Here is a 21,704-nt window from a genome sequence, read left to right as displayed (position 1 = left end):
AGGCCGCGAAGAGCATTAGCCTCTGTGCGGGGGTGCCCATACGGCCGACCTGTCTACGTCAAAGCAGAGAGGCCGACTGTCCCCCGACAGAGGTATGGGCGACCCACCAGTCGGTATCTGCAAGTAAGCGGGCGCCTACGCCAGATGAGCCAGGGAGCGGACGGCTATTCCACCCAGATGGCGCAGCGCGGGCCGCGCGTTACCGATGCGCTGGCGCGACGGCCCGCCGTCGTGCGGGCGGGTGCCGCGCCCCGGCGCGTACGGCGGGAGCGCGGGAGGCGGGCCGGGCCGGAGCGCGGTGCGGGCCGGGGCCGGGGCCGGAGCACAGGGCGGCCCCGCCCACGGGGTGTGGACGGGGCCGCGTCACGGCTTGTGCGGGGCCTACTCCGGCTCGGCCACGGCGGTTTCGCGGACCGGCTCGACCAGCACCGTGACGATGCGGTTGCGGCGGCCCGCCGGGGACTCGGCGGTCAGCCGCAGCGCCTTGAGCGCGGGGTCCAGGCCGCCCTCGGGGACGTCCACCTCGGCCTTGGCGCCCGCGATCGGCACCCGGCCCAGCGCCTTGGCGAGCAGCCCGCCCACCGTCTCGACGTCCTCGTCCTCCAGATCCGTGCCGTACAGCTCGCCGAGGTCGCCCAGGGCGAGCCGGGCGGTCACCCGGTGGGTGCCGTCGCCGAGGTCCTCGACGGGCGGCAGCTCGCGGTCGTACTCGTCGGTGATCTCGCCGACGATCTCCTCGAGGATGTCCTCGATGGTGACGATCCCCGCCGTGCCGCCGTACTCGTCGATCACCACGGCCACGTGGTTGCGATCCTGCTGCATCTCGCGCAGCAGATCGCCCGCGTTCTTGGTGTCCGGGACGAAGGCGGCGGGCCGCATCGCGGTGGAGACCAGCTCGGTCTCGGCCTCGCGGTTGATGTGCGTCTTGCGGACCAGGTCCTTGAGGTAGACGATCCCGACGATGTCGTCCTCGTTCTCCCCGGTGACCGGGATCCGGGAGAAGCCGGAGCGCAGCGCGAGGGTGAGGGCCTGCCGGATGGTCTTGAAGCGCTCGATGACCACGAGGTCGGTGCGCGGCACCATCACCTCGCGCACCAGGGTGTCACCGAGCTCGAAGACGGAGTGGACCATGCGCCGCTCCTCGTCCTCGATCAGCGACTCCTGCTCGGCGAGGTCCACCAGGGCGCGCAGCTCGGCCTCGGAGGCGAACGGGCCCTTACGGAAGCCCTTGCCGGGCGTGAGCGCGTTACCCAGGAGGATCAGCAGCGGCGGGATGGGGCCCATGACCCGGGCCAGCGGGATCAGCACATAGGCGGCGACGGTCGCGGTGTTGAGCGGATGCTGGGCGCCGATGGTGCGCGGGGAGACGCCGACGGCCACGTACGACACCAGGACCATCACGCCGATCGCGACGGTCAGCGCCTTCCAGGTCTCGTGGAACTCGCGCAGGCTCGCGAACGTGACGACCGCGCCCGCCGCGACCTCGCAGGCGACCCGGACCAGCAGCGCCACATTGAGATAGCGGGTGGGGTCCTCGGCGACGAGCATCAGCTTGGCGCTGCCCCGGCGCCCGGAGCGCACGGCCTCCTCGGCCCGGAACCGGGTGGTGCGGGCCAGACCGGCCTCCGCGCAGGCGGCCAGCCAGGCCACCACGACCAGCAGGACGGCCGCGGTGACGAGCTGCGCGCTCATCGGACGGTGGGGGCCGGGGAGGGGCCGGTGACGCCCTGCTCCGCGCGCCAGCCGTCGACGATGGCGGCCTGGAGGCCGAACATCTCGGCGCGCTCGTCCGCCTCCTCGTGGTCATAGCCGAGGAGGTGGAGGACGCCGTGGACGGTGAGCAGTTGGAGCTCCTCGTCCATGGAGTGCCCGGTCGGCGCCTCCTCCCCCTGCTTCTTGGCCACTTCGGGGCAGAGCACGATGTCCCCGAGGAGGCCCTGCGGGGGCTCCTCGTCGTCCTTGGCCGGCGGGCGCAGCTCGTCCATCGGGAAGGACATGACATCGGTCGGACCCGGCAGATCCATCCACTGGATGTGCAGCTGCTCCATGGCGTCGGCGTCGACGACGATCACCGAGAGCTCGGAGAGCGGGTGGATACGCATCCGGGCGAGCGCGTAGCGGGCGATGTCCAGGACCGCCCGCTCGTCGATATCGGTACCGGATTCGTTGTTGACGTCGATCGCCATGGGGGTTCGCGGTTACTTTCCGTTGCGGCTGTCGTACTGGTCGTATGCGTCGACGATCCGGCCGACCAGCTTGTGACGGACCACATCGGTGCTGGTGAGCATGGAGAAGTGAACATCCTCGACGCCGTCCAGGATCTCCCGCACCTGGCGCAGACCGCTCTTGGTCCCGCCGGGGAGGTCGATCTGGGTGATGTCGCCCGTGATCACTATCTTGGAGTCGAAGCCGAGCCTGGTGAGGAACATCTTCATCTGCTCGGGGTTCGTGTTCTGGGCCTCGTCGAGGATGATGAACGCGTCATTGAGCGTACGGCCACGCATGTACGCCAGCGGCGCGACCTCGATCGTGCCCGCGGCCATCAGGCGCGGGATCGAGTCGGGGTCGAGCATGTCGTGCAGCGCGTCGTAGAGCGGCCGCAGATACGGGTCGATCTTCTCGTAGAGGGTGCCGGGCAGGAAGCCGAGCCGCTCCCCCGCCTCGACCGCGGGCCGGGTGAGGATGATCCGGTTGACCTGCTTGGACTGCAGTGCCTGGACCGCCTTGGCCATGGCGAGATAGGTCTTGCCGGTGCCCGCGGGGCCGATACCGAAGACGACCGTGTGCTTGTCGATGGCGTCGACATAGCGCTTCTGGTTGAGCGTCTTGGGACGGATGGTCCGGCCGCGGTTGGAGAGGATGTTCTGAGTGAGCACCTCGGCGGGCGTCTCCTGCACCCCGCTCTCGCCGTTCTCAGCCGCGCGCAGCATGGAGATCGAGCGCTCCACCGCATCCTCCGTCATCGGTTGACCGGTGCGGAGCACCAGCATCATCTCATCGAACAGACGCTGGACCAGGGCTACTTCCTTCGGGTCCCCGGTGGCGCTGACTTCGTTGCCCCGTACATGAATATCGGTTGCCGGGAACGCGTTCTCGATAACACGGAGCAGCGCGTCACCGGATCCCAGGACCATGACCATGGGGTGCTTGTTCGGGACCGTGAACTGCGCATGCGCCTGCGGTGCTGTGGTTGGTTGCGTCATGGGCCGGCTCTCTGGCCTGCTTCTACCTCCTGATACAAGGGTTCTCGCCGCTCGACAACCTTGGGTTCCAAGGGTACGACGGAGCACCGACAACACCCGAGCCCTTTTACTCCTATCCGCTCATCGACCCGCTCACCCGGGGCCTCCGCGCCCCCTGATGATCCAGGGACCGGGGCTCGAGCGCCAGGCCCGGACCGGCGCTACCCTCGGGCCCGCCCCCGAGCTACGCCTGGCGGAAACCGATCGTCGGGACGGCCCGGCGCAGCGGCCACGGGCGGGCGGCGGCCGGGAGCAGCCGGTCCAGGAAGGCATAGCGGCGCAGCGCGCGGGCGGGCTGGTCGTCGTAGGCGCGGGCGTGCTGCCACCAGGCGGCGATCTCGACCCAGCCGGGCGCCGACAGCGAGCCGCCGAACTCCTGCACCGACAGCGCGGCGGTCAGCCCGGCGAAGGCCAGCCGGTCGGCGAGCGGCCACCCGGCGAGCGTGCCGGTGACGAAACCGGCGACGAACACATCCCCGGCCCCGGTCGGGTCCAGCGCCTCCACGGAGATCGCGGGCACCTCGGCGGTCTCGCCGGTGCGGCCGTCGACCGCGTACGCCCCCTCGGAGCCGAGCGTGACGACGGCCAGCGGGACCAGGTCGGACAGGGCATGGGCGGCGGCGCGCGGGCAGTCGGTGCGGGTGTAGCGCATCGCCTCCTCGGCGTTGGGCAGGAACGCCTCGCAGTGCTCCAGCTCGGTGAGGTCGGCCGGGTCCCAGCGGCCGGTGTCGTCCCAGCCGACGTCCGCGAAGACCCTGCTGCCGCGGCGGGCGGCCTCGGCGACCCACCCCTGGCCCCGGCCGGGCACCAGGGAGGCCACGGCGGCGCGGGCCGGGGGCGGGCAGCTGGGCGCGGGCTCCTCGGGCGGCGGGGCCTCATGGCCGTGCGAGACCATGGTCCGCTCGCCCTCGTAGGCCATGGAGACGGTCACCGGGGAGTGCCAGCCGGGGATCGTGCGGGAGAGCGAGAGATCGATGCCCTCGCCGTGGTCCAGGGCGTCCCGGCAGTAGTCCCCGTAGTGGTCGTCGCCGAAGGCGGCGGCGAGCGAGGTGCGCAGGCCGAGCCGGGCCAGCGCGGTGGCCATATTGGCGACGCCGCCGGGGCTCGACCCCATGCCGCGGGCCCAGGACTCGGTGCCGCGGACGGGGGCGCTGTCAAGACCGGTGAAGATGATGTCCAGGAAGACCGTGCCGGTGAGATAGACGTCGCAGTCCGCGTCGCCGGGGCGGCGCACGTCCGCGAGCGGGTCGAGCAGGTGGTAGCCCGCCGTGAGCTTGTCGCCGTCGTGTGTCGTCACCGCGCTCTCCCAGGTCTTGCCGGTCCGCCTCCGCCGCCGGACGCGGGTGCGGCCAGTGTGCACGATGGCACCGACAACGGGTCGGGGTCCGGCCCACCGTCACCCTTGGCGGTCATCGGTTCCGGCGGCCCGCGCCGGGCCGCCCTCAGCGCCGTTTGGGCAGCGCCACCGTCATCAGGTCCTGGGCGACCGTGAGCTCTCCGTCGAACCCCGCGTCCCGCGCCTGGCGCTCGAATTCGGAGGGGTCGCCGTAGCGCTGCGAGAAGTGCGTCAGCACCAGGTGCCGCACCCCCGCCCCGGCGGCGAGCCGGGCCGCCTGCCCGGCGGTCAGATGCCCGTACTCGACGGCCAGGGCCTCCTCCTCGTCCAGGAAGGTCGACTCGATGACCAGCAGATCGCACCCCTGCGCCAGGGCGTCGGCGCCGTCGCACAGCCGGGTGTCCATGACGAACGCGAAGCGCTGCCCCCGGCGCACCTCGCTGACCTCCTCGAGCGCCACCGTGCGCCCCGCGACCTCCAGCACCCGATCCCGCTGGAGCCGGCCGATCTCCGGGCCGCGGACGCCGAGCGCGGCGAGCCGCTCGGGCAGCATCCTGCGGCCGTCCGGTTCGATCAGGCGATAGCCGTAGGACTCGACGGGGTGCGAGAGCCGGGCCGCCTCCAGCGTGTACGCGGGGGTGCGGGCCAGCACCGCGCCGTCACCGGCGACCGGCTCCTCGGTCAGCGCCACCGTCTCGTGGTAGGCGGTCGCGTACCGCAGCCGCTCGAAGAACCGCTGTCCGCTCGCCGGGTAGTGGGCGGTCACCCGGTGCGGCACCCGGTCGAGGTTGATCCGCTGGATCACCCCGGCCAGGCCCAGGGAGTGGTCCCCGTGGAAGTGGGTGACGCAGATCCGGTCGATGTCATGGGCGGCGACCCCGGCCCGCACCATCTGGCGCTGGGTGCCCTCGCCGGGGTCGAACAACAGGCCCTCGCCGTCCCAGCGCAGCAGATAGCCGTTGTGGTTGCGGTGCCGGGTCGGCACCTGGCTGGCGGTGCCGAGGACGATCAGTTCCCGCGCGGACAAGGGTTATCCGGGGGGCCAGTTGAGCCCGCGGCCGCCCAGGACGTGAGCATGCGCGTGGAAGACGGTCTGACCGGCGCCGGAGCCGGTGTTGAACACCACGCGGTAGCCCGTCTCGTCGAGCTTCTCGTCCGTGGCGACCGCGCCCGCCTCGCGCAGCACATCCGCGGTGGCCTGCGGATCGGCCGCCGCGAGGGAGGCGGCGTCCGGGTGGTGCACCTTGGGGATCACCAGGACGTGCGTGGGCGCCTGGGGGTTTATGTCGCGAAAGGCGACGGTGGTGTCCGTCTCCCGGACGACGGTGGCCGGCACCTCCCCCGACACAATCTTGCAGAACAGGCAGTCCGCCTGCGGTTCTCCCGCCACCGGTGGCTCCTCAGGGATCGTCGGCACGTACGGTCCGGATGGTACCGGGAGGGCCTGGCGACGGAAGCGATCGCGGGCTATTCGCTCCGGCCGCCGCCCCCGGTGCCGCCCTTACCGTCCTCACCGGCGCCGTCGCCGGCACCGACCTGACCGGCGCCGCCCTCGGTGGACGGATGCTCCCAGGGATGGCTACGGGTCGGCTCGGGAGCCTCCGTGGTCCGGTGCTCCCAAGGGTGGCTGCGGGTCGGCTCAGGGGCCTCGGTCGTCCGGTGCTCCCAAGGATGGCTACGGGTCGGCTCAGGGGCCTCCGTGGTCCGGTGCTCCCAGGGCGGACTGCGGGTCGGCCGGGGGCTCTCGGTGTCCCGGCCGCCGCCCTGGCACTCCCCGATCACATTCGCCTCGAAGACCTTCCGGCCGTCCACCTGGCCGGTCAAGTCGCCCCGGACACAGTGGTCCGCCCGGACGTAGGTGACCCGGCCCCTGACCCTGACGTCCTTGTCGTTGTCGGTCCTGCCGTGGCAGTCCACCCGTGCGTCGGTCTCCCCGGCCCGCTCGCTCTGCGAGGGCGAGGCGGCACCCGCCGTACGGCCGTTCCTGAACTCGGCGTTGCAGCTCATCCAGCGGACGCCGACACCGCCCCGCTCCAGCGCCTCGGTGGCGACCTGGTCCGTGGTGATCGCGACCGTCACGGAGCTGATGCCGCCGCCGGTCGGCTCACATGCCGTCACCGCGACCGCCACCGCGCCGACCGCCGCGACGGCGAAGAGCGTCCGTCCCCGACTTATCCGCCGTGCCTGCCGTGCCTGCCGTGCCCGTCCTGCCCTCATTGCCTGGCTCAATACCCCCATAGGGGGTAGGTTCCCATCGGCCGGAGCGAACCGGAAGGCCGTCCTCGGCCAGGTGCGGGCGCACCCGGCGAGGGACCCCGAAGGGGCCTCTCACCCCCAGCGGCCGGTGCGGCCGAGCAGCAGCGCGGCGGCCGCCGTTCCCGCCGTGGAGGTGCGCAGCACGCTCGGGCCCAGCCGGTACGGCCGCGCGCCCGCCTCGGCGAAGGACGCCAACTCCTCGGGGGACACGCCCCCTTCGGGCCCGACGACCAGCACGATCTCGCCACTGGCGGGCAGTTGGGCGGTCGCGAGCGGTTCCCCGCCCTCCTCGTGCAGCACGGCGGCGAATTGGGCTTCGGCGAGAAGCCGGGCAACCTGCCGGGTGGTCATCGCGTCCGTGACCTCGGGGAAGGTCAGCCGACGGGACTGCTTGCCCGCCTCGCGCGCGGTCGACCGCCACTTGCCGAGCGCCTTGAGACCGCGTTCGCCCTTCCACTGGGTGATGCAGCGGGCGGCCGACCACGGCACAACGGCGTCCACGCCGGTCTCCGTCATGGTCTCCACCGCCAGCTCACCCCGGTCGCCCTTGGGCAGCGCCTGGACGACGGTGATCCTCGGGTCCGGGGCTGCCTCCCGGCGCACCTCGTCCACCGCGACCTCGAGCCGGTCCTTGCCCTCGACCGCCACCACGGTGCCCTGGACGCCCGTACCGTGACCGTCCGTCAGCACCACTGGCTCACCGACGCGCAGCCGCCTTACGGACACCGCGTGGCGCCCCTCCGGGCCCTCCAGCCGGACCCGGCCCCCAGCGGCCGCCCCCGCCAGGGAGTCGGCCACGAACACCGGGGCGGTCACGACACCGCACCCCGCTGGGGCTGAAGCCCCAACGCGGCCCGCGCCGCGTCGAGTTCCCCCGCGAGCGTCTCCACCAGCCGCGCGGCGGGCAGGTCACGCGCCAGCCGGTGGCCCTGCCCGGCCCACAGCGCCATCCCCTGGGGGTCGCCCGCCTTCGCGGCCGCCTTACGGAGGCCGGAGGTCATGTGGTGCAGCTGGGGGTAGGCGGCGGGCGCGTACGGGCCGTGCTCGCGCATGAAGCGGTTGACCAGGCCCCGGGCCGGGCGCCCGGAGAAGGCGCGGGTCAGCTCGGTGCGGCCGAACAGCGGATCCGTCATCGCCTGCTTGTGCAGGGCGTTCGCCCCGGACTCGGGGCACACCAGGAACGCGGTCCCCAGCTGGGCCGCGACCGCCCCCGCGGACAGCGCGGCGGCGATCTGCGAACCGCGCATGATCCCGCCCGCCGCGATGATCGGGATCTGGACGTACTCACGGACCAGCGTGATCAACGACAGCAGCCCGAGCCCGACACCCATCCCGTCCGCGGCCGGGTCATTGCTGTACGTGCCCTGATGGCCGCCCGCCTCGACGCCCTGCACACAGACGGCGTCGGCGCCCGCCCACTGAGCGGTCTGCGCCTCGACGGGCGAGGTCACGGTCACGACCGTACGGGTGCCGACCTTGGCGAGGGCGTCGAGGACGGCGCGGGTCGGGCAGCCGAAGGTGAACGAGACGACCGGGACCGGGTTGTCGAGGAGCACGGCCAGCTTGGCGTCGTACGCGTCGTCCGAGCCCGACTCCGGGTCGCCCAGCAAGGTCTCGTACCAGGCCGCCTCGCCCGCGAGCCGCTCGCCGTAGGCCGCGACGGTGGCCGGGTCGGGGTTGGGCGGCTGCGGCATGAACAGATTCATGCCGAAGGGCCGGTCGGTCAGCCCCCGCAGCTGTTTGATCTCCTCATACATCGCCTCCGGCGTCTTGTAGCCGGCGGCGAGGAAACCGAGGCCACCGGCTACGGAGACAGTGGCGGCGAGCTGCGGGCAGGAGGCTCCACCCGCCATCGGCGCCTGCACGATCGGGTACCGGTAAAGATCGGTCAGCGCGGAGGACATGGCCACATCGTGTCATGCCCTCCGCACCGGCTCACCACCGGATCAAGGGCGCCGCGAGCCGATTCCCGGCCGAAGCGCCTACCGCCCGTTGAACGCGTCCTTCAAGCGCGAGAACAGCCCCTGCTGCCCCGGCTTGCCGCACTCCCCCCGGGGGGCAACCCCCGTACCCCCGGCCGAAGCGCCTACCGCCCGTTGAACGCGTCCTTCAGGCGCGAGAACAGCCCCTGCTGCCCCGGCTTGAACTCGCCGATCGGGCGCTCCTCACCGCGCAGCTTGGACAGCCGCCGCAGCAGTTCCTCCTGCTCCGGGTCCAGCTTGGTCGGGGTGGTCACCTCGACATGCACGATCAGATCGCCCCGGCCGCCGCCCCGCAGATGGGTGATGCCGCGCTGGTGCAGCGGGATCGACTGGCCGGACTGGGTGCCGGGCCGGATGTCGACCTCCTCCAGGCCGTCCAGCGTCTCCAGCGGCACCTTGGTGCCCAGCGCCGCCGCTGTCATCGGGATGGTCACCGTGCAGTGCATATCGTCGCCGCGCCGCTGGAAGACCGGGTGCGGGAGCTCGTGGATCTCCACGTAGAGGTCGCCCGCCGGGCCGCCGCCCGGTCCGACCTCGCCCTCACCGGCCAGCTGGATCCTGGTGCCGTTGTCCACACCGGCGGGGATCTTCACCGTAAGGGTGCGCCGCGAGCGGATCCGGCCGTCGCCCGCGCACTCCGGGCACGGGGTCGGCACCACGGTGCCGAAGCCCTGGCACTGGGGACACGGCCGCGAGGTCATGACCTGGCCCAGGAAGGACCTCGTCACCTGGGAGACCTCACCGCGGCCACGGCACATGTCACAGGTCTGCGCCGAGGTGCCCGGCGCCGCGCCCTCGCCGCTGCACGTCGTGCAGACGACCGCGGTGTCGACCTGAATGTCCTTGGTGGTCCCGAACGCGGCCTCGCTGAGCTCCACGTCCAGCCGGATCATCGCGTCCTGACCACGCCGGGTCCTGGAACGCGGACCGCGCTGCGAGGCGGTGCCGAAGAACGCGTCCATGATGTCGGAGAAGTTGCCGAAACCCGCGCCGAAGCCGCCGGCGCCACCGCCGCCCGGCCCGGCATTCGGGTCCCCGCCCAGGTCGTAGACCTGCTTCTTCTGCGGATCCGACAAGACCTCGTAAGCGGCGTTGATCTCCTTGAACCGCTCCTGGGTCTTCGGATCCGGGTTCACGTCCGGATGCAGCTCGCGGGCGAGCCGCCGGAATGCCTTCTTGATCTGGTCCTGCGAGGCATCACGGGGCACGCCCAGGACTGCGTAGTAGTCCGTCGCCACTTACGACTCCGCCAGGATCTGTCCGACGTAACGTGCCACTGCGCGTACCGCTCCCATCGTTCCGGGGTAGTCCATGCGGGTCGGTCCGACCACGCCGAGTTTGGCGACCGCCTCGTCGCCGGAACCGTAGCCGACCGCGACGACCGAGGTGGCTGTGAGCCCCTCGTGAACATTCTCATGCCCGATCCGCACGGTCATACCCGAGTCCTTGGCCTCGCCCAGCAACTTGAGGAGGACGACCTGCTCCTCGAGTGCCTCCAGAACGGGCCGGATCGTCAGGGGGAAATCATGCACGAAACGCGTGAGGTTCGCGGTGCCGCCGATCATCAGCCGCTCCTCGGTCTCCTCCACAAGCGTCTCGAGCAAGGTCGACAGTACGATCGAGACGGTCCCCCGGTCCTCCTGTTCGAAGGACTCCGGAAGATCCTGCACCAACTGCGGCACATCCGCGAAACGCCGCCCCACGACCCGGCTGTTGAGCCGGGCGCGCAGATCGGCGAGCGAATCCTCGGTGACCGGGGTGGGGCAGTCGACCATGCGCTGCTCCACCCGGCCGGTGTCGGTGATCAGCACCAGCATCACCCGGGCCGGGGCCAGCGGGAGCAGCTCCACATGGCGCACCGTCGAACGGGTCAGCGACGGATACTGCACCACCGCCACCTGCCGGGTCAGCTGCGCCAGCAGCCGGACCGTGCGCCCCACCACGTCGTCGAGGTCGACCGCACCGTCCAGGAAGTTCTGAATGGCCCGCCGCTCCGGGCTGGACAGCGGCTTGACTCCGGCCAGCTTGTCCACGAAGAGGCGATAGCCCTTGTCCGTGGGGATCCGCCCGGCGCTCGTATGCGGCTGGGCGATGAAGCCCTCGTCCTCCAGAGCGGCCATGTCGTTACGCACCGTGGCCGGGGAGACCCCCAGCCGGTGCCGCTCGGTGAGCGCCTTGGAGCCGACCGGCTCCTCCGTCCCCACATAGTCCTGGACAATGGCACGCAGCACCTCGAGTCTGCGTTCGCTGAGCACCCCGCGCACCTCCAGTCCAGCGGTCTCATCAGGACGTCCGCCTGGCACTCACCGGGCACGAGTGCCAGAACCCCTCAGCCAGTGTACGGCGGGGTGCGGTGGCATGGGCAAGAGCCGCCGCTGGCAGCAACTCTCCCCCATCCCCGTTGAGCTAGCGTCGCGGTATGGAGACGTGTTGGGAAGAGGCGGGCTGGGAGCGACTCGCGCCCGGTGTGGCCCGCCGTCGGATGCCGGAGTGGGACGAGACGGTCGGCGTGGTCGTCGGCCGGACCGACATCCTCGTCGTGGACACCGGCGCGACCCTGCGCGCCGGGGCCGAGCTGCGCTCCGGGATCACCCGGCTGACCGGCCGCCGCCCCACCCGGATCGCGCTCACCCATCCGCACTTCGACCACGTCCTGGGCTCGGCCGCCTTCGCGGGCTGCGAGGTCTACGGGGCCACGGGACTGGACGAGCTGCTGCGCCGTGAGCGGGAGACGCTACGGGAGGACGCGATCCGCCACGGGGTGGACCGGGACGCCGCCACCGAGGCCGTGGACCATCTGGCCTCCCCGCACCACCTGGTCTGCGGGGAGCTCAGCCTCGACCTCGGCGGCCGCACGGTGCTGCTCGCCAATGTGGGGCCCGGCCACACCGCCCATGACCTGGCCGTTCTGGTGCCCGGCCGGCCCGAGGTGGTCTTCTGCGGCGATCTGGTGGAGGAGTCCGGCACGCCCCAGGCCGGGCCCGACGCGATCCCCGGCCACTGGCCCGCCGCGCTCGACCGGCTGCTCGCCCTCGGCGGCGCGGACGCGCGGTACGTCCCGGGGCACGGCTCCGTCGTGGACGCCGCGTTCGTAAGGGCCCAACGCGACGAACTGGCCGCCCGCTTCGGCGTGTCCGGCTAGCCGTCGCTCTAGTCATTCGCCTAGGGGTGTGCGGCGGATCGACCCGTCGGACACCCCCTGTCCTCCGGCCAGTTGTGCGCCTGCGGGAGCGGGTGGCCGCCGCGCGCTATCGTCACCCGAATGCGACAGTACGACCCGGACCTGACCCCGCCCTGGAAGCGGCAGCGGCCCGCCCCCGAGGTCCCCGCCGAACCGGACCTCGTCGTGGAGGAGGTCGCCACCGGATTCTGTGGTGCCGTGATCCGCTGCGAGAAGACCGCCCAGGGTCCGACGGTCACTCTGGAGGACCGCTTCGGCAAACATCGCGTCTTCCCCATGGAACCGCGCGGTTTTCTGCTCGAGGGGCGTGTCGTCACCCTCGTACGCCCGCGCGCGGCGGCCCCCAGCGCTCCCCGGCGCACGGCCTCGGGATCGATCGCCGTGCCGGGAGCACGTGCGAGGGTCGCCCGCGCGGGGCGCATCTATGTCGAGGGTCGCCATGACGCGGAGCTGGTCGAGCGGGTCTGGGGCGACGATCTGCGCATCGAGGGCGTCGTCGTGGAGTACCTGGAGGGCGTCGACGACCTGCCCGCCATCGTCGACGACTTCGCCCCCGGCCCGGACGCCCGGCTCGGCGTCCTCGTCGACCATCTGGTGACGGGCTCCAAGGAGTCCCGTATCGCCGCTCAGGTCACCGGCGAGCATGTGCTGGTCCTCGGCCACCCCTACATCGACATCTGGGAGGCCGTGAAGCCGTCCTCCGTCCCCATCCCGGCCTGGCCGACGGTGCCGCACGGCCAGGACTGGAAGAAGGGCGTCTGCCGCGCCCTGGGCTGGCCGGAAAACACCGGCGCCGCCTGGCAGCGGATCCTGTCCTCGGTCCACTCCTACAAGGACCTCCAGCCGGAACTCCTGGGGAAGGTCGAGGAACTGATCGACTTCGTGACGGCCCCACAGAGCTGACGGCCGCCGTAAGAGGCTGATGGCCACCGTAAGGGGCTGACGGCGGCCATAAGGGACTGATGGCCTCCGTAAGGGAATGGCTCCCCGAAGAACTAATGGGCTCCCGTACGGGCTAACGGCCCCGCCTCAGTCCACCAGGTCCCGCACCACCGCGTCCGCCAGCAGCCGCCCCCGGAGCGTGAGCACGGCCTGCCCGCGCCCGTACGGCTCCGGCTCCAGCAGGCCGTCCTCCAGGGCCCGTGCCGCGGCCGCCGCCCCGGCCGGGCGCAGCAGCTCCAGCGGGCAGCCCTCGACCAGCCGCAGCTCCAGCAGGATCCGCTCCACCCGGCGCTCCTCGGCGGACAGCAGCTCCCGGCCCGCGCCGGGCGACCGGCCCTCGCCCAGGGCCTGTGCGTATGCCCCGGGGTGCTTCACGTTCCACCACCGCACACCGCCCACGTGGCTGTGCGCGCCGGGGCCCGCGCCCCACCAGTCGGCGCCGCGCCAGTACAGCTCGTTGTGGCGGCAGCGCCCGGCGGGCGAGGTGGCCCAGTTGGAGACCTCGTACCAGGCGAACCCGGCAGCCGACAGGGTCTCCTCGGCGATCAGATAGCGGTCCGCGTGCACATCGTCGTCGGTCATCGGCACCTCGCCGCGCCGGATCCGCCGCGCCAGCTGGGTACCCTCCTCCACGATCAGCGCATACGCCGACACATGGTCCGGGCCCGCCCCGAGGGCCGTCTCCAGGGAGGCCCGCCAGTCCGCGTCGCTCTCGCCGGGCGTCCCGTAGATCAGGTCCAGGTTCACATGGCCGAATCCGGCCGCCCGCGCCTCGGCCACACACGCCTCCGGGCGCCCCGGGGTGTGCGTACGGTCCAGCACCTTCAGGACGTGCTGGCGGGCGCTCTGCATCCCGAAGGAGATCCGGTTGAAGCCCGCCTCCCGCAGCTCCGCCAGATACCGCGGGTCGACCGACTCCGGATTGGCCTCGGTCGTGACCTCGGCCCCCTCGGCCAGCCCGAACTCGTCCCGGATCGCCGCGAGCATCCGCCCCAGGTCCGCCGCCGCGAGCAGGGTCGGGGTCCCGCCGCCGACGAACACGGTCTCCACGGTCCGCGGGTCGTCCCCCAGCACCTTCCGCGCCAGCCGTACCTCCTCGACGACCTGCTCGGCGTAGTTGTCCCGCGAGGCGAGCACCCCACCGGAACCGCGCAGCTCACTGGCGGTGTAGGTGTTGAAATCGCAGTAGCCGCAGCGGGTGGCGCAGTACGGCACATGCAGATAGAACCCGAGCGGGCGCCGCTCCGCCCCCGCCAAAGCGCTCGCGGGCAGTGCGCCGTCCTCGGGCATGGGCTCACCATCAGGCAATACGGAAGGCATGCCCCCATTGTCCGGCACGACCGGCGCCACCCGGGACCGCGAGACGGTGCCTGGACGCCACGGCCCCGGCGACCGGGCCTACGGGGTATCCGGCGGACCACGCGGCGGAAGCCGCATAGCGAGGTTTTCCCCTCCCCGCCCGGGTCCAGGGTTTGGTGCGGAGCCCCGGGTCCGAGGTCTGGGGGCAGAGCCCCGGGTCCGGGGCCCGCGGCGGAGCCCCGCCACGCGGCGGAGCCGCATGGCGTCAGGTGTCGGGAAGGGGCAGGGAACGGGCCGCCGCGGGGCGTCACGATCCGTCGGACGCCCCTAGAGCACCTTCAGGACCAGCATCGCCAGGTCGTCATCCGGAGGCTCCGCCGCGAACTCGTCCACCGCCCGGCGCACCCGCTCCGCGACCTGCCGCGCGCTCAGCCCCGCGCACAGCGCGAACGCCGCCGCCAGGCCGTCCTCGTCGTCGAACTGGCGGTCGCCCGATCGGTGCTCCGTCACCCCGTCCGTCACACAGAGCAGCGTTTCCCCGGGCGTCAGATCGAACGATTCACTCTCGTACGACACATCGTCCACGACGCCCAGCAATATCTGCGGCGCCGCGACCGTGCGCACCTCGCCGTCGGGCCGCAGCACCAGCGGCAGCGGATGCCCCGCGCTGGCCAGTGTGCAGCGCACCCCCAGGCCGTCGCCCAGCGGCTCCAGCTCCCCGTACAGCAGCGACAGGAACCGCGCGACCCCGCCGCCCGGCGGCAGCCCCGCGCCTCCGACCAGGCCGCCGTCCACCAGCTCCACGACCCCGGCGGGGCCTCCCACGGCCTCCACACCGGCCACCACGGCCTCCGCGGCGCCCTCGACGGCCTGCTCCACCGCCTCCTCGCCCAGCAGCTGGTTGAGGCGGTCCAGGACCTCTCCCACGCCGTACCCCTCGCGGGCGAGCAGCCGCAGCCAGGGCCGGACGAGGCCGGTCACCACGGCCGCCTCCGGGCCGTTCCCGCAGACGTCGCCCAGGACGAAGCACCAGCGGCCGTCACCGGCCGGGAAGACGTCGTAGAAGTCGCCCCCGGCGGAGATCTCGCCGGTCGGCTCGTACACCACCGCCGACTCGACCCCGGGGATCCGCGGGATCACGGACGGCAGCAGCCCGCGCTGGAGCACCCGGCTGATGGTCGCCTGCCGGGTGTAGCGGCGGGCGGAGGCGAGTGCCAGGGCGACGCGGCGGGCGAAGTCCTCGATCAGGCCGACCACTTCGGCCGGCATCCGCACCAGCCCGGCCCGCCCCAGCAGCAGCGTGCCGAGCGCACGGCCGCCCGCCACCAGCCGGCACGCGAGGGCCGCGCCGCCGGGCCCGTACGCGGCGGGGTCGGCCGGCCAGGGCCACTCCACGGCGCTGCCGCGGACGGCGGTGGGCACATGGGGCGGCTCCTTCTCCAGCACCTGCCGCAGGCCCTCGATGCGCCCCTCACTGGCGTGCCAGACCCGGGCCAGCCGCGGCGGGCCGCTGGTGGAGTCGAGCCAGATCGCGCACCAGTCGGCGAGCCGGGGCACCAGCAGCTGTCCGGCGAGCGAGGTCACCATGTCCTCGTCGAACTGCCCGGCCAGCAGATCGGACGCCTCGGCGAGGAAGGCGAGCGCGCCGCGCTGGGTCCACTCGGGGTCGCGGCGGACCGGGACGAGGCCCTGCGCGGGCGCGACGATCTCGATGCCCTCCTTACGGCCTTCACCGCCGGGCCCCAGGCCCTCAGGGGCGACCCCCGCCCCGAAGCCGCCGTCCGGCCCGGCCGCGGTCGCGTTCACCGGGTCCACGGCATCCATGGCGTCCATGGCAGCCGCGGCGTCCATGAAGGCCGAGCCCATGCCGCCCGCGGCGGCCGGGCCCGTGGGCGCCACCGCCATCTGGAACCACACCGACTTGGTCGCCCGCCGGTAGGTCGTCCCCCAGGACTCGGCGATCTCGGCCACCAGCCGCAGCCCGTGGCCCCCGGCGTACTCCGGCGGCTCGTCCGCGTCCGGCGGATCGCCGCGCACCACCCGGGTGGGATGGTGATCGGTCACCTCCACCACCAGGGACGGTGGCTCGCCCTCGCGGTCCGACACATCCAGCGCACAGCTCACCTCGACGGCGGTGCCGGCGTGCACCACCGCGTTGGTGACCAGCTCGCTCACCAGCAGTACGGCCTCGTCCGCCACCTGGTCGGTGACCCGGTCGGCGGCCGGGACCTCGAGCGCGGCCCAGTCGGCGAGGGCGGCACGGACGAACCGGCGCGCGGCCGAGGCCGCGAGCGGACTGCAGGGCAGGCTGACGCGTGCCGATGCGCTGGTACGGACGGGGCCGACCCCACCCCCGACCGGTAGAACCACCCCACCGCCCTCAACCGAACCACCAGAAGTGGCAGAAGATGACGTCCCCACTGTGCGGCTCCTGAAGAAGCTCCGTCATAACGCCGTATCCGTAACCGTATCCGGCACGGACAGAGTGACAGACGGACCGCCCTCATATGCACCGGGTTACGCAAGTGAACCGCGATAAGGGGAAAATTCATGTGTCCGGCGGGCCGGTCAACCTGAAATCCGGTGCGGGGTCGTATCCTTGCCCGTTAAACCTCTCGCGCGCCCGCGTACATGTCCTCGATCAGGTCCTTGTACTCACGCTCGACGACCGGGCGCTTGAGCTTCAGGCTGGGCGTCAACTCCCCGTGCTCCACGTCCAGATCGCGGGGCAGCAGCCGGAACTTCTTGATCGTCTGCCAGCGCTGCAGCCCGTCGTTGAGCCGCTGCACATGGCCGCCGATCAGCTCCCGCACCTCATCGGTGTCCACGACCTCCGCATAGGTCTTGCCGCCGAGGCCGTGGTCGCCCGCCCATTTCATGATCGTGGGCTCGTCGAGGGCGATCAGCGCGGTGCAGTAATTGCGGTCGGCGCCGTGCACCAGGATGTTGGAGACGAACGGGCACACCGCCTTGAACTGGCCCTCGACCTCCGCCGGGGCCACGTACTTGCCGCCCGAGGTCTTGATCAGGTCCTTCTTGCGGTCGGTGATCCGCAGATAGCCGTCGGGGGACAGCTCGCCGATGTCCCCGGTGTGGAACCAGCCGTCGGACTCCAGCACCTGCTCGGTCAGCTCCGGCAGCCCGTGGTAGCCCTGCATGATGCCGGGGCCGCGCAGCAGCACCTCACCGTCCTCGGCGAACCGCACCTCCAGGCCCGGGAACGCCTTGCCGACCGTACCGGTGCGGTAGTCCGCCGGGTTGAGGAAGCTGGCGGCGCTGGACTCGGTCAGACCGTAGCCCTCCAGGATGTTGATCCCGGCGCCCGCGAAGAAGTAGCCGATGTCGGGCGCGAGCGCGGCGGAGCCGGACACCGCGGCCCGCAGCCGGCCGCCGAACGCCTCGCGCAGCTTGCCGTAGACCAGCTTGTCGGCCACCGCGTGCTGGGCCCGGAGGCCGAAGGGCACGGAGGCGGTGCCGGTGCGGCGGAAGTTGTCCTGAGAGACCCTGGCGTAGTCCCGGGCGACCTCGGCCGCCCACTGGAAGATCTTGTACTGGGCACCGCCGCCCTCGCGCGCCCGCTGGGCCACCCCGTTGTAGACCTTCTCGAAGATCCGCGGTACGGCACACATATAGGTCGGCCGGACCACCGGCAGATTGTCGATGATCTTGTCGACCCGGCCGTCCACCGCCGTGGTGTGGCCGACGTAGATCTGCCCCGCCGTCAGCACCTTGCCGAAGACATGCGCGAGCGGCAGCCACAGGTACTGCACATCGTCGGGGAAGAGCAGTCCGTCCTGATTGCCGATCACAATGGCCATGTACGACCAGGAGTCATGCGCCAGGCGTACGCCCTTGGGGCGCCCGGTGGTACCGGAGGTGTAGATGAGCGTCGCCAGCTGATCGCTGCGCAGGGCGTCCATCCGCTCCCGTACGGCGTCCGGCCGCTGTTCCAGCAGGGCCGCGCCCCGCTTCTCCAGCTCGGTGAGCGACAGCACCCAGCCCTCGGGGTCGTCCGCGGCGGGGACCGCGTCATCGGCCTGGATCACCACCACATGGGCCAGCTCGGGGAGTTCCTCGCGCTGCGCCCGCACCTTGACGAGCTGCGCCGCGTCCTCGGCGATCAGCACTCGGCTGCCGGAGTCGGAGAGGATGAAGGAGGTCTCGTCGGCGTTGGTGGTCGGGTAGACCGTGGTGGTGGCCGCGCCCGCGCACAGCACGCCGAGGTCGGCCAGGATCCACTCCACGCGGGTCGAGGAGGCCAGCGCCACCCGCTCCTCGGGGCGGATGCCCAGATCGATCAGCCCGGCGGCGATGGCGAAGACCCGATCCGCGCTTTCCCGCCAGGTCAGCGGCCGCCACTCATCGGGGCCCGTGCCCGAGGCAGGAGGCACCGGATACCGGTACGCCTCCTTGTCCGGTGTCGCCTCGACGCGCTGGAGGAAGTGCGTCGCCAGGGACGGCGGCCGGTTCTCGAGCAGGTTCTGTGTGTCGGTCACGGCATCCTCCGGGGCCCGCATCATTGCTTGGTGACTCGCGAGTAACCTTCAAGTAGGTGATCAGGGTAGGGGCCGAATCCTTACGGCGTAAGGGGGCCGGGTCACGTTGTTCTCACGAGATGCCCGAGAGAAGCCCCGGAAGGCGACGGGCCCGGCGCATCCATCACGCCAGGCCCGCTGACCGCACTGTCCCCGGCGGGCGGTTCCTCCCGTCCCGGCGGGTGATATCCGCTTCTTCGCCTTGATCTACTTCTTCGCCTTGGAGTCCTTGCCGTCGGAGTCGGAGGACAGCACCGCGATGAAGGCCTCCTGCGGCACCTCCACGTTGCCGACCATCTTCATCCGCTTCTTGCCTTCCTTCTGCTTCTCCAGCAGCTTCCGCTTACGGGAGATGTCACCGCCGTAGCACTTGGCGAGGACGTCCTTACGGATGGCACGGACCGTCTCCCGGGCGATCACCCGGGAGCCGATGGCCGCCTGGATGGGCACCTCGAAGTTCTGCCGCGGGATGAGCTCGCGCAGCTTGGCGACCAGCCGGACGCCGTACGCGTACGCCTTGTCCTTGTGGGTGATCGCCGAGAACGCGTCCACCTTGTCGCCGTGCAGCAGGATGTCGACCTTGACCAGCTCGGAGGTCTGCTCACCGGTGGGCTCGTAGTCGAGCGAGGCATAGCCGCGGGTCTTGGACTTCAGCTGGTCGAAGAAGTCGAAGACGACCTCGGCGAGCGGCAGGGTGTAGCGGATCTCGACCCGGTCCTCGGAGAGGTAGTCCATGCCGAGCAGCACGCCGCGGCGGTTCTGGCACAGCTCCATGATCGCGCCGATGAACTCGCTCGGGGCGAGGATGGTGCCCCGGACGACCGGCTCATGCACTGTGTCGATCTTGCCCACCGGGAACTCGCTGGGGTTGGTCACCGTGTGCTCGGTGCCGTCCTCCATCTCCACCCGATAGACCACATTGGGCGCGGTGGCGATCAGGTCGAGATTGAATTCGCGCTCCAGGCGCTCACGAATGACCTCCAGGTGCAGCAGCCCGAGGAAGCCGACGCGGAAGCCGAAGCCGAGCGCGGCCGAGGTCTCCGGCTCGTAGACCAGCGCGGCATCGTTGAGCTGCAGCTTGTCCAGGGCCTCGCGCAGCTCGGGGTAGTCCGAACCGTCCAGCGGATACAGCCCCGAGAACACCATCGGCTTGGGGTCCTTGTAACCGCCCAGAGCCTCCTTCGCACCGCCTGTGACCTGGGTGATCGTGTCACCGACCTTGGACTGACGGACGTCCTTCACACCGGTGATCAGATAGCCCACCTCGCCCACGGACAGCCCGTCGGCGGGGGTCATCTCCGGTGAGTTGGTGCCGATCTCCAGCAGCTCATGGGCGGCGCCGGTGGACATCATCCTGATCCGCTCGCGCTTGCTGAGCGTGCCGTCGACGACCTTCACATAGGTCACGACGCCCCGGTAGGCGTCATAGACGGAGTCGAAGATCATCGCGCGGGCGGGAGCGTCGTGGACACCCACCGGGGCCGGCACCAGCTGGACGACCCGGTTCAGCAGCTCGGCCACGCCCTCGCCGGTCTTGGCGGAGACCTTCAGCACATCGGAGGGGTCGCAGCCGATGAGGTGGGCGAGCTCGGCGGCGTACTTCTCGGGCTGGGCGGCGGGCAGGTCGATCTTGTTGAGGACCGGAATGATCGTGAGCTCGTGCTCCATCGCCAGATAGAGATTGGCGAGGGTCTGGGCCTCGATGCCCTGGGCCGCGTCGACCAGCAGGATGCACCCCTCGCACGCGGCGAGGGAGCGCGAGACCTCATAGGTGAAGTCCACATGGCCGGGGGTGTCGATCATGTTGAGGATGTGGGTGGCGGGCTCGCCGCCCTCGTCCTTCGTCGGCGCCCAGGGCAGCCGGACCGCCTGGGACTTGATCGTGATGCCGCGCTCGCGCTCGATGTCCATGCGGTCGAGGTACTGCGAACGCATCTGCCGCTGATCAACCACACCGGTCAGCTGGAGCATGCGGTCGGCGAGCGTCGACTTGCCGTGGTCGATGTGCGCGATGATGCAGAAGTTACGGATCAGAGCCGGGTCGGTACGGCTCGGCTCCGGCACATTGGTAGGGGTCGCGGGCACGCAGGGTCCTGTGTCTAGGCGGGACTCGGTGTTATCGGTATTGGGTCAGTCCCGTCCATGGTCCCATGAACGGCGACCTCTTCCGGGTTTGGGACGCCATGGACCCTGCTGGTAACCTGGTCGACTGTGTCTCGTGCCCCCTCTTACACGGAGATCTCCGAGGACATCTCCGCAGGGGTCTTCGTGGACGTCCTTACGGATGTCTCGATGGGCGCGGACGCAACACGAAGCAAGTGAAACCCAACGAACCTGCGAAGGCTTTTACGTGGCGAACATCAAGTCCCAGATCAAGCGGAACAAGACGAACGAGAAGGCGCGCCTGCGCAACAAGGCGGTCAAGTCCGAGCTGAAGACCGCCATCCGCCGCACCCGTGAGGCCGTGGCCGCCGGTGACGCCGAGAAGGCCTCCGAGGCCATCCGCATCGCCTCGCGCAAGCTCGACAGGGCCGTCAGCAAGGGCGTTCTGCACAAGAACAACGCCGCCAACAAGAAGTCGGCGCTCGCCCAGCAGGTCTCCAGCATCCAGGGCTGACGCCTTCCGGAGCTGACCTCGAAGGCTGACGCCTTCCGGGGCCGCTCTCCGGCCGGTTTGGACACAGCGGTCCCTCTCACCCGCTCCGACCGGCAGCCGAGAGCCTCTTCAGCCCCTTCAGCGACACCGCGCCGCACGCGGCCTGCGTTCGCCACGCGGGTGCGGCGCACTTGATCGACGCGAAGGCCCCGCGCCTGTCCTTTCCCCAAGGACAGCGCGGGGCTTTCGCGCTCAATGCGGGTATGTTCACGTCATGCCGACACCGGGGGAAACACCCAATCCGTACGGGCCGCCGCAGCCGCCCCAACCACCTC

General features: G+C 71.2%; 18 protein-coding genes. 3 read left to right on the top strand and 15 right to left on the bottom strand.

Annotation, left to right across the window (positions count from 1 at the left end):
- Window positions 1–381: 381 nt before the first annotated feature.
- From ACFXB5_RS19855 to hrcA, 11 genes are all read right to left on the bottom strand, one after another.
- Window positions 382–1,692 carry a hemolysin family protein gene (locus ACFXB5_RS19855; RefSeq protein WP_385209471.1) on the bottom strand — a complete coding sequence of 437 codons (1,311 nt, stop codon included), beginning with the start codon at window positions 1,690–1,692 and terminating at the stop codon, window positions 382–384.
- Window positions 1,689–2,186 (bottom strand): rRNA maturation RNase YbeY, encoded by a 498-nt coding sequence (gene ybeY, locus ACFXB5_RS19850; RefSeq protein WP_020871394.1) that lies wholly within the window; start codon window positions 2,184–2,186, stop codon window positions 1,689–1,691. The genes ACFXB5_RS19855 and ybeY overlap by 4 nt, the downstream gene beginning before the upstream one ends.
- 12 nt (window positions 2,187–2,198) lie before the next feature.
- A complete protein-coding gene (locus ACFXB5_RS19845; RefSeq protein WP_121824230.1) occupies window positions 2,199–3,203 on the bottom strand; it encodes a PhoH family protein in 1,005 nt (334 codons plus the stop codon).
- A gap of 223 nt (window positions 3,204–3,426) precedes the next feature.
- On the bottom strand, window positions 3,427–4,539 hold the full coding sequence (locus ACFXB5_RS19840) for a carbohydrate kinase family protein (protein ID WP_385209468.1): 1,113 nt from the start codon (window positions 4,537–4,539) through the stop codon (window positions 3,427–3,429).
- Window positions 4,540–4,684: 145 nt separating this feature from the next.
- On the bottom strand, window positions 4,685–5,605 hold the full coding sequence (locus ACFXB5_RS19835; RefSeq protein WP_385209465.1) for a ribonuclease Z: 921 nt from the start codon (window positions 5,603–5,605) through the stop codon (window positions 4,685–4,687).
- Between the two features lie 3 nt (window positions 5,606–5,608).
- Complete coding sequence (locus tag ACFXB5_RS19830) at window positions 5,609–5,968, bottom strand: histidine triad nucleotide-binding protein (protein WP_385209462.1); 360 nt, start codon at window positions 5,966–5,968, stop codon at window positions 5,609–5,611.
- Between the two features lie 77 nt (window positions 5,969–6,045).
- A complete protein-coding gene (locus ACFXB5_RS19825; RefSeq protein ID WP_385209458.1) occupies window positions 6,046–6,795 on the bottom strand; it encodes a hypothetical protein in 750 nt (249 codons plus the stop codon).
- Between the two features lie 111 nt (window positions 6,796–6,906).
- Window positions 6,907–7,650 carry a 16S rRNA (uracil(1498)-N(3))-methyltransferase gene (locus ACFXB5_RS19820; RefSeq protein ID WP_385209455.1) on the bottom strand — a complete coding sequence of 248 codons (744 nt, stop codon included), beginning with the start codon at window positions 7,648–7,650 and terminating at the stop codon, window positions 6,907–6,909.
- Window positions 7,647–8,738, bottom strand: coding sequence for a nitronate monooxygenase (locus ACFXB5_RS19815; protein ID WP_385209452.1), 1,092 nt, complete (start codon window positions 8,736–8,738; stop codon window positions 7,647–7,649). Before ACFXB5_RS19815 ends, ACFXB5_RS19820 begins: the two co-directional genes overlap by 4 nt.
- A 182-nt stretch (window positions 8,739–8,920) precedes the next feature.
- Complete coding sequence (gene dnaJ / locus ACFXB5_RS19810) at window positions 8,921–10,054, bottom strand: molecular chaperone DnaJ (RefSeq protein ID WP_385209449.1); 1,134 nt, start codon at window positions 10,052–10,054, stop codon at window positions 8,921–8,923.
- A complete protein-coding gene (hrcA, locus tag ACFXB5_RS19805) occupies window positions 10,055–11,071 on the bottom strand; it encodes a heat-inducible transcriptional repressor HrcA (RefSeq protein ID WP_385209446.1) in 1,017 nt (338 codons plus the stop codon).
- Between the two features lie 164 nt (window positions 11,072–11,235).
- Between hrcA and ACFXB5_RS19800 the strand changes: the two genes are divergently transcribed.
- Together ACFXB5_RS19800 and ACFXB5_RS19795 are read left to right on the top strand one after the other, a co-directional pair.
- Window positions 11,236–11,958 (top strand): MBL fold metallo-hydrolase, encoded by a 723-nt coding sequence (locus ACFXB5_RS19800; RefSeq protein ID WP_210944891.1) that lies wholly within the window; start codon window positions 11,236–11,238, stop codon window positions 11,956–11,958.
- 120 nt (window positions 11,959–12,078) lie between these two features.
- Window positions 12,079–12,900, top strand: coding sequence for a DUF3097 domain-containing protein (locus tag ACFXB5_RS19795; RefSeq protein WP_385209443.1), 822 nt, complete (start codon window positions 12,079–12,081; stop codon window positions 12,898–12,900).
- A 126-nt stretch (window positions 12,901–13,026) separates the two neighbouring features.
- Here the strand turns inward: ACFXB5_RS19795 and hemW are convergent, their stop codons facing one another.
- From hemW to lepA, 4 genes are all read right to left on the bottom strand, one after another.
- Window positions 13,027–14,259 (bottom strand): radical SAM family heme chaperone HemW, encoded by a 1,233-nt coding sequence (hemW, locus tag ACFXB5_RS19790; protein WP_385209440.1) that lies wholly within the window; start codon window positions 14,257–14,259, stop codon window positions 13,027–13,029.
- Between the two features lie 306 nt (window positions 14,260–14,565).
- A complete protein-coding gene (locus tag ACFXB5_RS19785; protein WP_385209437.1) occupies window positions 14,566–16,608 on the bottom strand; it encodes a SpoIIE family protein phosphatase in 2,043 nt (680 codons plus the stop codon).
- Window positions 16,609–16,844: 236 nt separating this feature from the next.
- Window positions 16,845–18,734, bottom strand: a complete 1,890-nt coding sequence (locus ACFXB5_RS19780) for an AMP-dependent synthetase/ligase (protein ID WP_385209434.1) — start codon at window positions 18,732–18,734, stop codon at window positions 16,845–16,847.
- 246 nt (window positions 18,735–18,980) lie between these two features.
- Entirely contained in the window at window positions 18,981–20,858 is a 1,878-nt protein-coding gene (gene lepA, locus ACFXB5_RS19775; RefSeq protein ID WP_385209431.1) for a translation elongation factor 4, read from the bottom strand.
- A 265-nt stretch (window positions 20,859–21,123) separates the two neighbouring features.
- Between lepA and rpsT the strand changes: the two genes are divergently transcribed.
- Window positions 21,124–21,390 carry a 30S ribosomal protein S20 gene (rpsT, locus tag ACFXB5_RS19770; RefSeq protein ID WP_385209429.1) on the top strand — a complete coding sequence of 89 codons (267 nt, stop codon included), beginning with the start codon at window positions 21,124–21,126 and terminating at the stop codon, window positions 21,388–21,390.
- Window positions 21,391–21,704 lie beyond the last annotated feature (314 nt).

The sequence above is a fragment of the Streptomyces sp. NPDC059455 genome (genome assembly GCF_042750115.1).
GTDB lineage: Bacteria > Actinomycetota > Actinomycetes > Streptomycetales > Streptomycetaceae > Streptomyces > Streptomyces endocoffeicus.
Note: the sequence above shows the minus strand (reverse complement) of the source record. Positions and strands in the feature narration are given on the sequence as shown.

Bases quoted from the DNA above. Each gene is read 5' to 3' on its own strand.
- ACFXB5_RS19855 (WP_385209471.1), bottom strand. From the start codon at position 1,692: ATGAGCGCGCAGCTCGTCACCGCGGCCGTCCTGCTGGTCGTGGTGGCC.
- ybeY (WP_020871394.1), bottom strand. From the start codon at position 2,186: ATGGCGATCGACGTCAACAACGAATCCGGTACCGATATCGACGAGCGG.
- ACFXB5_RS19845 (WP_121824230.1), bottom strand. From the start codon at position 3,203: ATGACGCAACCAACCACAGCACCGCAGGCGCATGCGCAGTTCACGGTC.
- ACFXB5_RS19825 (WP_385209458.1), bottom strand. From the start codon at position 6,795: ATGAGGGCAGGACGGGCACGGCAGGCACGGCAGGCACGGCGGATAAGT.
- ACFXB5_RS19815 (WP_385209452.1), bottom strand. From the start codon at position 8,738: ATGTCCTCCGCGCTGACCGATCTTTACCGGTACCCGATCGTGCAGGCG.
- ACFXB5_RS19800 (WP_210944891.1), top strand. From the start codon at position 11,236: ATGGAGACGTGTTGGGAAGAGGCGGGCTGGGAGCGACTCGCGCCCGGT.
- ACFXB5_RS19795 (WP_385209443.1), top strand. From the start codon at position 12,079: ATGCGACAGTACGACCCGGACCTGACCCCGCCCTGGAAGCGGCAGCGG.
- hemW (WP_385209440.1), bottom strand. From the start codon at position 14,259: ATGCCTTCCGTATTGCCTGATGGTGAGCCCATGCCCGAGGACGGCGCA.